The organism is Cupriavidus sp. USMAHM13 (assembly GCF_001854285.1).
Lineage (GTDB): Bacteria > Pseudomonadota > Gammaproteobacteria > Burkholderiales > Burkholderiaceae > Cupriavidus > Cupriavidus malaysiensis.
The window spans coordinates 756,566-768,383 of record NZ_CP017752.1; the positions used below are offsets into that span (position 1 = coordinate 756,566).

10 protein-coding genes are annotated in these 11,818 nt (G+C 65.0%); 4 read left to right on the forward strand and 6 right to left on the reverse strand.

The genetic code is table 11. From position 1 onward, the window contains the following. Positions 1–5: 5 nt before the first annotated feature. Both BKK81_RS21755 and BKK81_RS21760 read right to left on the reverse strand, forming a co-directional pair. Positions 6–509: a response regulator transcription factor gene (locus BKK81_RS21755; RefSeq protein ID WP_071017642.1), complete on the reverse strand. Its 504-nt coding sequence runs from the start codon at positions 507–509 to the stop codon at positions 6–8. A 235-nt stretch (positions 510–744) separates the two neighbouring features. Then, complete coding sequence (locus BKK81_RS21760; RefSeq protein ID WP_071017644.1) at positions 745–1,494, reverse strand: helix-turn-helix transcriptional regulator; 750 nt, start codon at positions 1,492–1,494, stop codon at positions 745–747. Between the two features lie 569 nt (positions 1,495–2,063). Here BKK81_RS21760 and BKK81_RS21765 point away from each other — a divergent pair. Next, entirely contained in the window at positions 2,064–3,656 is a 1,593-nt protein-coding gene (locus BKK81_RS21765) for a phage integrase family protein (protein ID WP_071017645.1), read from the forward strand. 121 nt (positions 3,657–3,777) lie between these two features. Here BKK81_RS21765 and BKK81_RS21770 read toward each other — a convergent pair whose 3' ends face one another. Together BKK81_RS21770 and BKK81_RS21775 are read right to left on the reverse strand one after the other, a co-directional pair. After that, the gene (locus tag BKK81_RS21770) at positions 3,778–4,794 is read right to left on the reverse strand and encodes a ParB/RepB/Spo0J family partition protein (RefSeq protein WP_071017647.1); all 1,017 of its coding nucleotides are present in this window, start codon (positions 4,792–4,794) and stop codon (positions 3,778–3,780) included. A 16-nt stretch (positions 4,795–4,810) separates the two neighbouring features. Further along, entirely contained in the window at positions 4,811–5,467 is a 657-nt protein-coding gene (locus BKK81_RS21775; RefSeq protein ID WP_071017650.1) for a ParA family protein, read from the reverse strand. A 374-nt stretch (positions 5,468–5,841) separates the two neighbouring features. On the opposite strand from BKK81_RS21775, the gene BKK81_RS21780 reads away from it, so the two are divergent. Continuing rightward, positions 5,842–6,045 (forward strand): cold-shock protein, encoded by a 204-nt coding sequence (locus BKK81_RS21780; RefSeq protein ID WP_029045138.1) that lies wholly within the window; start codon positions 5,842–5,844, stop codon positions 6,043–6,045. 137 nt (positions 6,046–6,182) lie between these two features. Here BKK81_RS21780 and BKK81_RS21785 read toward each other — a convergent pair whose 3' ends face one another. Then, on the reverse strand, positions 6,183–7,277 hold the full coding sequence (locus BKK81_RS21785) for a replication protein RepA (protein ID WP_071017651.1): 1,095 nt from the start codon (positions 7,275–7,277) through the stop codon (positions 6,183–6,185). 1,638 nt (positions 7,278–8,915) lie between these two features. Beyond that, entirely contained in the window at positions 8,916–9,119 is a 204-nt protein-coding gene (locus BKK81_RS21790; protein WP_071017653.1) for a cold-shock protein, read from the reverse strand. A gap of 344 nt (positions 9,120–9,463) precedes the next feature. Between BKK81_RS21790 and BKK81_RS21795 the strand changes: the two genes are divergently transcribed. Both BKK81_RS21795 and BKK81_RS21800 read left to right on the forward strand, forming a co-directional pair. Next, the gene (locus tag BKK81_RS21795) at positions 9,464–10,816 is read left to right on the forward strand and encodes an NCS2 family permease (protein WP_071017654.1); all 1,353 of its coding nucleotides are present in this window, start codon (positions 9,464–9,466) and stop codon (positions 10,814–10,816) included. A 485-nt stretch (positions 10,817–11,301) separates the two neighbouring features. Then, positions 11,302–11,760, forward strand: coding sequence for a hypothetical protein (locus BKK81_RS21800; protein ID WP_071017656.1), 459 nt, complete (start codon positions 11,302–11,304; stop codon positions 11,758–11,760). Positions 11,761–11,818 lie beyond the last annotated feature (58 nt).

Below are 11,818 nucleotides of genomic sequence, written 5' to 3' on the forward strand. Positions count from 1 at the left end.
CCGCCTCATCCGAGGGGTGGAGCGCCCCTCGCACAAACGGAGGAGATCGTGCCAGCGCAGGCATGCGGCGGCATGGTGCCGGCAGCGCCCGCGCCCCGCAGCGCACGGGGAAAGCACTGCCCGCCGGCCCGCACCAGATCGCTCGCCCGGCAGACGCGTTCGATCGGGGCCGGCCCGACGATGCAGCCGCCAGCGCCCAGTGCCAGCGCCAGGCGCATCAGCGCCACGTCCGGCGCCGGCAGCAGCACCAGCCAGCGCGCCGGTGCCACGCGGGCCTGCAGGGCGCGCAGCAGCACCGCCGGATCGGCGCGCGCATCGCTGCAGTCCAGCAAGGCAAAGTCCACCTTGACCTCGGGATGCCTTGCCGCGGCGGCGCCCAGCAGCCATTCGGGCTCCTGCCGCGCGACCGGGGCGATCGGGGCGACCGGCCCGGCGGGCGCCACGGCGCGCAGCCGCCGCATCAGCGTCTGGCACAGCAGGCGATTGTGGGCGAGCAGCAGGATCGTCATTGACGTGTTCTCTCGACAGGGGCCGCACCAGGGCCGCGCCTGGTGGACGGCACGGACGGCGGTGTCGCGCCCCGCCGGCGCAGCGGGGCGATCTGTCCGAAGACTAGCAAGCGGCAGCCGCCGACGCTTCGTGCGTTTGGCCGAGAGGACTCCGACAAATGGATGAGGCAGGCGCTGGCCCGGCGCGCGCTGCCCGCCTCTGCGCGAGGCGGCGGCCGGGCCCTGCCGCCGCGGCTCAGGCCGCTTCGCGCACGCAGGACTGCGGCAGCAGCGATAGCTGCGGGCCCGGCCAGTTCAGCGTGGCGCCCCGCTGCAGGGCCACGTAGACAGCCTCACCCTTGTTACGCACCTGCAGGCGCTGGTAGAGCGTGCAGGCGTGCGTCTTGGCAGTCGCCACCGAGATGTTCAGGACACGGCTGACGGTCTTGATCGGGTAGCCGCGCGCGAGCAGCACGAGGACTTCGTACTGCCGCTCGGTGATATTCAGCAGGTGCGAGCCCGACAGCGGCGTTTCGGTCTCCGTCTCGCCGCTGCCGGATGCCGATGGGCCAGCCGGCGCGGGGTGGCGGGCGGGCTCGGCGGCCGGGGCGGCCGGGGCGGTGACATGCCCCGGGAAACATTCGCCTCCCGCCAGCACGAGGTGGATCGCGGCGTCGAGGAGATCGGCGCTGCTGTGCTTGCTCAAGATGCCGCGCACGCCCTCGGGCAGTTCGCCCAGGTCCAGCCCGTCGACCGATTCGGCCAGCAGCAGCATGCGCTTCGGCTGCAAGCGCGCGACGGCCTCGAGCAGCATGGTGCCTGCGCTGGCCGACCCGGCCGGCAGGCCGAGCAGCAGCAGGTCCGCACCGCACGCATCGGCGGGGAGGGGAAGCTGCTGGTCGGGATCGATGTCGAGGATGACGTCATGCAACCGCGATTGCGCCAGCAGATGGCGCAGACCCAGGCGCAAGAGTGGATGAGGCTCGATCAACAGGATGGAAGCCATGGCCGCTCTCTTTCTTATTTGGCACGCCGGCATCGCATTGCGATATCGGGCGCGACTGGAGACGCGCCGCTATGCTGCGACTGCGCATCCCAACGGCCGGTTGCGATCCGGGATGGCGGCCCCGCCTGCGTGGTGCGGCCGTGCTGCCTCCCTCCGGGACGACTTCCGGCCCCCCCGGTGCGCCTCGACGGCGCTTTCGAACTGTTTAAATCAGATTTAAGGAAATCTAATTCTTGAGGTCAGGATAGGCATTGACCCCATCGAGTTCAAGGATTCCCGGCGGCAGAATGTTGCAGGACTGTATCCGAATGGGGCCCGGGTGCTGTCGGAATCGCCATAAAAGTGCATCATGACAGACCCAGGCAGGAACGATGCGGCAGATAAATGCGTGGAAACCTCCGGCGCCGGCGTGGCGCAAGCAGGCCTGGATCAGGCCTATGCCCGCCCATCCAGGCTTCCATGCGGATCGAAAATAATTTACATTGCACTTCAAGTGACGAAATCGACCGGATCGAAGTTGATCCTGGAAAAAAAGGTTTTGCGTCAATCACTTAGCAAAGAACCCGCCCATGTCCACCAGCCACGATGCCGCCGCCACCAAGCTCACACGCACCGAATTCGCCGTCGTGCGGGCCTATGCGCAGGGTATGCGCCCGGTGGACATCGCCAACCGCTACCTGCTCGATCCGGATGACGATGGCGAACTGACCGAACACCAGGCCATCCAGCGCATCCTCGGCCTGCGCGACCGCCTGATCCAGTTTGCATTGCAGCATGAGCGCCAGGATATCGCCGAGATGTTCGACGCGCTCAAGGGGCGATCGAACACCGGGATGGGGCGGCGGGTGGATGCCCTGTCGCAGCTGGAACGGCTCGGTCAGGGCACGCCGCGGATGGAGCATGCGGTGAGCTTGTGGTTCGGGCCCAGCCTGGCGCGGCGCCTGCACGCCGCGGGAATCGGCAGGATCGCCGACCTGGTGGCACTGGCTAACCGGCGTGGCGCGGGATGGTGGCGAGCAGTCCCGCGGATCGGCGCGCTATCCGGCGAGGTGGTCACGCGATGGCTGCTGGCACAGAAAGCCTACCTCCGCTCCGCCGGAGGAAAAGTGTCGCTTGCTCCACATATTATGCCGAATAGTGCCCATGCGGCGAGGCCACGGCTGCAGCCCTTGCCGCTGACAGCGGACATGGCGCATCCCGTGCCGCTCGAGTTCATGTTGCCGGGCCGCCCGGCTGGCGGACCGGCCGGGCATACCGAGCCGCTGCGGCTGGTCAGGCAATGGCTGGCCCACCGCGCCCGCAGTGCCAGCACCTACCAGGGCTACCGGCGCGAATGCGAGCGCCTGCTGCTATGGTGCGCCATGGGCAGCAGGAATCTGGTCGGGCTGACAGCGGACGATATCCAGGAATACGACAGATTTCTTGCTGATCCCCAGCCAGCGGATTTCTGGCAAGGCCCGGCAGGGCCGCGCGACCGGCTGCACTGGCGCCCATTCGAAGGCGCCTTGTCCCAGCCATCCCGGCGCGCGGCGCTGCGTATCCTGCGTGCGCTCTACAGTTTCCTGTATCGGCAAGGCCACAGTGAGCGCAATCCGGTGGCCGACATGGCCGCGCCTGCCGGCAGCCCCGTGCCGGCGGCAGGTACGCGCGCGAGCGGCATGGCGGCAGCCGATGCATTGGATGCCTTCGTGCGTTGGCTGGGGCAGCCTGCGCATGGCGCAAGGCACCGGGCCGCGCATGCGGTCGCCCTGCTGATGCGCCGCAGCGGCTTGCGTGTCAGGGAGATCGCCGCATTGCGCTGGAGCCAGCTCAGCATGGAGGGCCATGCCACCTGGATCCAGATCGAGGCCCGCAATCCGCTGCGGCGACGGCGTCCGCTCGATCCGGAAACGTTCGCGGTGCTGCGTACGCACTGGCAGGATCGCGGCCTGGGCGAAGACGATATCCCCTCGCACTGCGCCCTGGTCGGGCCGTTGCAGCAGCCCGACACGCAGCGCGGCCGCACCAAGGCCCTGGCCGGCGCGCTCGCGGCCTATTCCGGCAGCGGGCTGGAGACGCTGTTGCGAGCGATGTGGGGGGAGTTCGTCCGCCAGGATGGCGGCAGCACCGCCGGCGCGGCGCGGTTTACGCCGCGCGCGCTGGTCCGGGGTGGCAGGGAATGAGGGGCCTGGGGTAGGAGGCCCGGAAGAGGACCGGCTGCGTTAACCGGCGCGGACGGCGCGGGCGAAGCCGCTTTTGTCTTGGCCAGGTCCCGGCACCATCCCGGACCTGGCACCGCTGGCGTCAGCCGGCTGTCTGGTCCAGGCCGAAGCGCGTCTTCAAGGCTTCGACCAACGCCTCGCGGGTGCTGCGGTCGGCAATCTGCACATCGAGCATCACGCGGCCGGAATCCCACTCTTTGATGGTGCCGAGCAATTGTCCGCCGCTCGCGCGGATCTTGTACTGACGGCTGATTTCCTTGACCTTGCGCGGCTTGTTCTCCTGGGCCTGCTTGCGGATGGCCTCGACCTCGCGGCTCGACAGGCCGTCGTTCATGATGCGCACCGCCAGTTCGCGCGTACGTTCCTCTCCCGCCGTCTTGTGATACAGGGTCAGCTCGTAGCCTGCGGCGATACCGATGGCGCTGGGGCGTTCCCGCATCACGGCAAGGACGCTCTCGGGCAGCTTGAGCAAGGCCAGCGTCTTGTTGACCGTGCCAGCCGACATGCCGGTCAGTTCGCAGATCTCCTCCTCCTTCTGCACTTTGCCTTCGTCGATCAGTTGGCGCCAGGCGATGGCATTGTCGAGGGCCGACTGGTCAGAACGCTGCTCGTTGAGCAGGAAGGACAGCCGGTAGAAATCGAGGTCGCTGAGGTCATCCTCGACGAAGCACTCCATCTCGAGCTTGCCGGCCGAAGCCAGCGCGCGCTTGCGGTAGTGGCCGTCGATCAGGATGTAATGGCCGGGACGCGCGGGATCGGGCGCCGCCAGGCCGGGCGTCTTCTGCCCGTGGGTGGCAATCGAGGCCGCACGTTCCTGCACCACGGCCGGATCGTAGATCCGGCGGGCATTGAAGGGATTGTCATGCAGCTCCGTCAGCGGAATCCGTTTCAGGATCCGCCCGCCGGATTCCGTCGGCAGCGGACTTTCAGCGCTGAAAACAGCGGCGATCTCATTCGCCCTGCCCTGCAACAGGCCGTTGGGATGCTGTGCGATGGCGGCTTCCGCGCGCGCAAACCTGTCCAGGCCATCGCTGCGGCTCTTCTCGGCTGCCATTCCCGCCAGCATGCCTGCCCTCAGACTTTTCAGTTTCGTTGCCATACCCAATGCCTAATGCTCATTCAATCAAGGACAGTATTTCGTCAACCATCAGGTCGACCTCCTGCACGGACTCGCGCGCGCCCGCCACGCCATGAACGGTGCAACCGATCGCCTGGCATTCGCGGAAGGCCGAGCGGGACCCGACCATCGAGTGCATCAGCGGGACGTCAGCATCGTCCCCAAGGATCTCGATGGCCTGGCGGGCAATCGATACGCGCCGCTGGACCATATTGGCCAGTACCCGGATCAGCAGCGTTTCATTCTGGACCTGGGCATGCTGGGCCAGCTTCTTGGCCGCCACCGCCGCCCATAGGTCGGGCGGCGAGGGGACCACGGGAATGATGGCCAAGTCCGAAATCAGCAGAGCGCTCGAAGGCGCGGCGGAATGGACTGCTGGCGGACAGTCGACGACGATGTAGTCGTAATCCTGGACGAATTTGCGCACCTCGCGGTGCATGGCACCGCCGGACGGCGCCAGACCGATGACGGATGCAGGAAATGGCCGTTCGTCGCTGGCCTGTGCGGCCCAGCGGGTCGCGGTACCCTGCTCGTCCATGTCCACGAGCATCGAACGGGCGCCGCGCAAGCCCAAGGTGCCGGCCAGATGCATGCTGACCGTGGTCTTGCCGCATCCGCCTTTCTGATTAAAGACAGTGATGATCTTCGCTGCCACTGAGACCTCTCTTTCAGCGCTGAAAGTATGTTTGTCGTTAGCCGCCACTTTAGACAAAGCGGCACGATGATTCAACCACGTTATGAATTCAGATTCATAAAAAATACAGAGTTTTTTATCCGTCCTCCAGGCGAGCCTCTCACGGCCTCCCCCTGACGCGGACTTGCCTCTTTGCCCCCGTTCCGCCTAGAGTATTCTGGTGTGCGCTCTCTGGCGCACATGACACAACCAGACAAACTGGTTATGATGCCCGAGACAGTCGAGTCAAGTCGTGTCAACCTCGTCGGCTTCCGTTCGGTATCTACGAGAACTCAACGTGCTTGAACGGTTGTTTACGTCGTGTACAAGAACTTGCTTCGAAAAAGGAAATCCCTATGGCAACCGGTACGGTCAAGTGGTTCAACGAGACCAAGGGCTTTGGCTTCATTACCCCGGATGACGGTGGCGCTGATCTGTTCGCGCATTTCTCTGAAATCCAAGGCTCCGGCTTCAAGACCCTGAAAGACGGGCAACGCGTTACCTTCGAGGTCAAGCAAGGCCCGAAGGGCCTGCAGGCCTCGGGCATCAAGCCCGCCTGATCCTCGGTGCCTGGCCGGATTCCGCGCGCAAAGCCTACCCGGCCGAGCTGCGCGGATCCTGAAACGCGAAAGGCAAGCGCTTTGCGCTTGCCTTTTCTCATTTGCGGCTTCCTGAGGCGCGGGCTTCCCCGCGCGGCTCAGGAAAGCTTGCGCACGCTGGTCTTGGAAGGCTGGAGAATCAGCGCCTTCGATGAGTCCGCATCCACCTTGGCGTCCGGGTAGACCACCAGCACGTCCTTCAGTGCCTTGCGGAACAGGGCACGGAATTTCCGTTCGCTTTCGGTTTCGGTACCGAATTGCATCTGCAGAGCCTCCCACGGGATTTCGGTGCGGCGCTGGATGGTGAAAAAGCGATAGGTGAGCCAGGAATAGACATCGAGTGCGAATGGCGACTGCTTGAGCGCCTTCAGCGCCCGCATGTCGACCGGCACCGGCCGGTTCACCAGTTCGTTGAAAAACGGCTCCGACAGCACCACGAAGCTCTCGAACATCGACCCCTGCCCTGGCTGCATCGGATCCCACCAGGTCGACAGCTGGTCGGCCAGCAGGTAGCCGACGCGGTCGATCGCCAGCGGCTCGTGGCTCTGGTTCGGATTGGGGTTCGGCGTCGACTTGTTCTGGACGATGGCAATGGTGGCGGAGAACAACCGGATCATCTGCTGGCGAACCAGCGTCATGGTGCCGCGCTTGCCTCCCGTGGCCATCGGGATGCCCAGGTTGTACATGAATTCCGACAGCGAATTCCCGAGCGAGATCCGACGGTCCTCCACTGTGCCGGTAAACTCGCCGCGCTTCTTTTTCGCCATGATCTCCTTGCCGATCCACGCCAGCATCAGGCGCGGATAGGAGCCATAGGGATAGCCGAGCGAAACGGTTTCCGACACGAGCTTCTGCCGGCCATTGCTGGCGCGTTCAGAGCGCTGCTGCGTGAAGTAACCCGGCTGGATCATCAGCGAGATATTGCCGCTGGTGCGGGTCCATACGGGGGGAGCGCCCTTGGGCGCCCGATAAGGCAGCGTGACCTGCACACTGGCACGGCTCAGGAAGCCGACTTCCCCGCTTTGCCAGGCGTCTTCGCGTTCCATGGCCTGAGCTTCGTCGAACAGGCGCTGAAATTTCTCGGACGGAATCAGGCTGTTCTCGTTGCCGGGAACGATGATTCGGGGAGGCTCGCGGTCCGCATCCGGTTGCGGGCGATCCCCCGCGGTGACCGGGGAGCGTTTGATAGGCATAGGTGGCTGGCTTCGGATTACCCGCCTTTGTACTCGAAGCTATCGGCCTTGTCACGCAGAAACAGGTACAACGAGGAAATTCGTCAGAGCCCTTGGGTTGGGGGGTCTGGCTGTCTTGCTGGCTGGCATGGAGACCAGGCGGTGGGCAACCCGCGAGGGTTGTCCACGGACGGAATCCATCCACTACCGGTAGAAAGTAAGCGTATGGGTTAACTACTCGTAAACCGTATACGAGGGGCTAAGTCCCTGATTCACTTGCCCTCTCGACGCCCCGCCGAACCCGATTCTGCGCAGGGTCGAACTCGATTCTGCGAACCCTCGAACCTGATTCTGCGCCAGGCCGAACCTGTTTCAGCGCCGGGGCCGAACCGTTTTCTGCGGGGACAAGTCGGGTGACTCACAAGGTTGTCCACAGGCGGTGGACGCCCTGCGTACCCGTTTCTGCGAGCACTCCTGCGCCAGATGGCCCGGAAATGCGATTTTTTGCCGGATTCAGCCTGCAGGCCGCCTGGAAATTGCCCTCTGGCTCGCGCGGCGTACCCATTTCTGCGGACTGGAAGAGGCGGCGCGTACCTGTTTCTGCGGACCGCTTCATGTATACGCGACGTATACGTCCCTGAACCTGTTTCTGCGCCGTACCTGTTTCTGCGAATGCCGTATACGTCGCCCTGTTTACGCCGGCGTACCCGTTTCTGCGTGGAAAACTCCGGACCGAGTCAGGCAAGCGTACCTGTTTCTGCGTGATTCGCTTGCATCGCGACTGTCAGGGGAAATTCTTTTTCCATTATACATAAGCTTTGTATCGAAAGCTAGTACTCACGTCATATATATAGGTGACTGTGCGTGGGCATTGTGGAGCGTACCCAAATCTGCGCGCCATTCCTCCAGCGCGGCGTCTCGTCCGCTCGCCGCCGGCCCAGTGTTCGTGCCATGCGTACCTACTTCTGCGGACAAAAACGCGCTTGCGGCCCCCCGCTTGGCGTACCTGTTTCTGCGCCATGGCGTATCTCACGCAGAAACAGGTACGGCGGGTCGCCCCTGCGGCGAGGCGGAGACGCCCGCGTGGGCCTGGGCGTACCCATTTCTGCGAGGGAGAGAGCGGTGCGCTGCCGCGCGAACCCATTTCTGCGAGGGACTGGCGCCAAGCGGGCTTCTCGAAGAGCTCCCGGCTTCGCGGGCGTACCCGTTTCTGCGAGGCTGCGGGCGAGAACCTGCAGAGGGGCTGGTCCGGTTATGCCTGGGGCGTACCCGTTTCTGCGGGAGGCGGGAGGCGGGAGGCGGGAGGCGGGAGGCGGGAGGCGGGAGGCGGGAGGCGGGAGGCGGGAGGCGGGAGGCGGGAGGCGGGAGGCGGGAGGCGGGAGGCGTACCCATTTCTGCGCCCCTTTCCTTCGGGCCGCCTTAGGGCGTACCCGTTTCTGCGGCCCTTGGGGCGGCCGCGACCGGCCAGCGCGGGCAGATGGTGGCCGACCGGTGGCCGACCTGGCCCGGCCTGGGCGCCGCCAGTCATGCTGGCATCGGGCCCGGCGCGCAGCGCACCCTGCCAGGCGGGGCGGAATCGAGGTGAAAAAAAACCCGCCTCGAGGGCGGGTTTTCTTGCGTGGATGAAGCGTCTGCTAAGGCGCCTCGCTCCGCGGCCGATTACAGCGGGGTGATGTTCGCGGCCTGCAGACCCTTCGGGCCCTGGCGGGTTTCGAACTGCACGCGCTGGTTTTCCTGCAGCGACTTGAAGCCGTCGGCGCGCACTTCGGAGAAGTGGGCGAACAGATCGTCACCGCCGGCGTCCGGCTTGATGAAGCCGAAACCCTTGGCGTCGTTGAACCATTTCACGATACCGGTTTGCATGGGATTGCTTTCCAAAAAAATATAGAAACGAACGGCTGGGCGCTACTGCCTGCCGAGAACTGAAACTCAAGGAAAGGACACCATGGACAACCGAAGTACCAAGACGGTGGCTAACGAATGTGCTGTTGCCTCGTCGCTTGAATCTAGCGGAACCTTATACGGCGGATTGTGGCCATCGTCAAGCCGGGGTGATCCCTGCGGGGATTCGCATGCGTGCCACGCTGTGGGATCATCACGCCTTTTTTCGTCGCGTCTGCGCCGGCCTCGCCGATCGCCTCGCGCGCGCGCCGTGTCATCATGAGCCGACACCCGCGCATGCGACCGGACGGCGCCAGGAGACCATCATGCCCCTTCCCGAACCTGTGTCCAATTCGCCGCGCGAAGGCGCCGCGGCGACCTCGCCGATCGAGCGGCTGTTCAAGCTGCGCGAGCACCAGACCGACGTCCGCACCGAAGTGCTGGCAGGCCTGACCACCTTCCTGACCATGGCCTACATCATCTTCGTCAATCCGAGCATCCTCGGCGATGCCGGTGTGCCGAAGGATGCGGTGTTCGTCGCCACCTGCCTGGCGGCCGCGCTCGGCACCATGGTGATGGGCTTCTTCGCCAACTATCCGATCGCCATGGCGCCGGGGATGGGCTTGAACGCTTACTTTGCCTATACCGTGGTCAAGGGCATGGGCCTGCCCTGGCAGGCCGCACTCGGTGCGGTGTTCATCTCGGGCTGCCTGTTCCTGCTGGTGACGCTGCTGCGCGTGCGCGAGATGATCGTCAACGGCATCCCGCATGCGATCCGTGTCGCGATCACCGCAGGTATCGGCCTCTTCCTTGCCATCGTCGCGCTGAAGAACGCCGGCATCATCACGGCCAGTCCCGCCACGCTGGTCACCATCGGCGACCTGCACGCCCGTCCGGCGCTGCTCGCGGTGATCGGCTTCCTGGCGATCGTCTCGCTCGATCACCTGCGCGTCAAAGGCGCCATCCTGATCGGCATCCTGTTGACCACCGTGCTGAGCTTCGTGGTGGGAGACAACACCTTCCACGGCGTCTTCTCCGCGCCGCCGTCGATCGCGCCGACGCTGCTCCAGCTCGATATCCCGGCTGCGCTGTCGATCGGCATCGTCAACGTCGTGCTGGTGTTCTTCCTGGTCGAACTGTTCGACGCGACCGGCACGCTGATGGGCGTGGCCAACCGCGCCGGCCTGCTCAAGCAGGGGCGCATGGACCGCCTGAACAAGGCGTTGATGGCGGACAGCACCGCCATCATGGCCGGCTCGCTGCTGGGCACCTCATCCACCACGGCCTATATCGAGAGCGCATCCGGTGTCCAGGCCGGCGGACGTACCGGGCTGACCGCGGTCACGGTCGCCGCGCTATTCCTCGCCTGCCTCTTCATCGCGCCGCTGGCCGGCACAGTGCCGGCGTACGCGACAGCGCCCGCGCTCCTCTATGTTTCGTGCCTGATGCTGCGCGAGCTGGTGGAGATCGACTGGAGCGATGCCACCGAGGTGGTGCCGGCCGTGCTGACCGCGCTCGGCATGCCCTTCACCTATTCGGTGGCCAACGGAGTCGCGTTCGGTTTCATCACCTATGCGGCGCTCAAGCTGCTGACCGGCAGAGCGCGCGAGGTGCCGGTGATCGTGTGGATCATCGCCCTCGTGTTCGTCTTCAAGTTCTACTACCTGCCGGGCCATTGACACCGGCCGGGCGGCGCGCCTGCGCGCCGCCCGGCGGTTCCGCCGCGTCGAGCGTACCCGTTTCTGCGCATCACCCGATTGAGGGGCGTACCCGTTTCTGCGTGCGATGTAAGCGCTCAATTACATCGCGTAGGGGGGATTTGCCCCCCGGATGAGCGTCATCCTTAAGGATGAGATTCGGGCGAGCGGTGCCGAGAAGGCTGGACAAACGCCAGCAAATGCACTGAACTAAAGACGTGGCAAACATACAAGGGCGCTTCCAGGCGCCCTTTCTTGACTCCCGGTCTTCCGGCAGTCTCCGGTGCGCCTTGCCGCGATGCCAAGGCCAGGCCGCCTGCAGCAGGTCCAGACAATGACCGTCGCAAAGACGGCTTCGCCACCACCAAGAGCGCTCGCGAACATACGCGCGCCAGATGAATACAAATTAAGACAAGTGGTAATCGCGAACGAGCAGTGCCGGGGGTGTTGTAAAACGGGGATCCACCATGAGTGCAGGAGAAGTTCAGCAACCCGCAATCGGGCCCAGCAGTGAGTCAGCCAACCTTTCCATTCACCCAGTCTGGGCCGCACCGCGTGAGCCCGGCAGCCGCGGCGCTTTCGACGCCGCCGGCGAGGGGCAGGATGTCGACCTCGGCGAAATCCTGACGCGCGATGCGCTGCTGTCCGACGGCGTTCGGCAGACGCTGGATGCGCTGCGCCAGCGCAACCGCTTGCTCGAGGCCGAGTTGATGCGCCTGCGCGCGCTGCTGCAGGAGTGGATGCTCAGCCAGCTCACCTACAAGGCGCTCTACTTCCAGTACTCCGGACAGCGCCCCGAGGCTCCCCATGCAGGACTGATGCAGGAGAAGGAGATGGTGCGGCGGCACATCCGCGAGCAGTGGTTCGCGGGCAGCGAGCACCAGGCCGTGCCCGGCGATCAAACGTGCCGCATGTCCAAGCCATGACGTTCCCCCAGCGCGTGCCCGATCCGGCCGCCGTCACGCCGCGCCCGCGCCTGGGCGT

What these genes read in the sequence shown, in the direction of transcription:
- BKK81_RS21755 (WP_071017642.1), bottom strand. Translation starts at nt 509, where the DNA reads ATGACGATCCTGCTGCTCGCCCACAATCGCCTGCTGTGCCAGACGCTG.
- BKK81_RS21760 (WP_071017644.1), bottom strand. Translation starts at nt 1,494, where the DNA reads ATGGCTTCCATCCTGTTGATCGAGCCTCATCCACTCTTGCGCCTGGGT.
- BKK81_RS21765 (WP_071017645.1), top strand. Translation starts at nt 2,064, where the DNA reads ATGTCCACCAGCCACGATGCCGCCGCCACCAAGCTCACACGCACCGAA.
- BKK81_RS21770 (WP_071017647.1), bottom strand. Translation starts at nt 4,794, where the DNA reads ATGGCAACGAAACTGAAAAGTCTGAGGGCAGGCATGCTGGCGGGAATG.
- BKK81_RS21780 (WP_029045138.1), top strand. Translation starts at nt 5,842, where the DNA reads ATGGCAACCGGTACGGTCAAGTGGTTCAACGAGACCAAGGGCTTTGGC.
- BKK81_RS21785 (WP_071017651.1), bottom strand. Translation starts at nt 7,277, where the DNA reads ATGCCTATCAAACGCTCCCCGGTCACCGCGGGGGATCGCCCGCAACCG.
- BKK81_RS21790 (WP_071017653.1), bottom strand. Translation starts at nt 9,119, where the DNA reads ATGCAAACCGGTATCGTGAAATGGTTCAACGACGCCAAGGGTTTCGGC.
- BKK81_RS21795 (WP_071017654.1), top strand. Translation starts at nt 9,464, where the DNA reads ATGCCCCTTCCCGAACCTGTGTCCAATTCGCCGCGCGAAGGCGCCGCG.
- BKK81_RS21800 (WP_071017656.1), top strand. Translation starts at nt 11,302, where the DNA reads ATGAGTGCAGGAGAAGTTCAGCAACCCGCAATCGGGCCCAGCAGTGAG.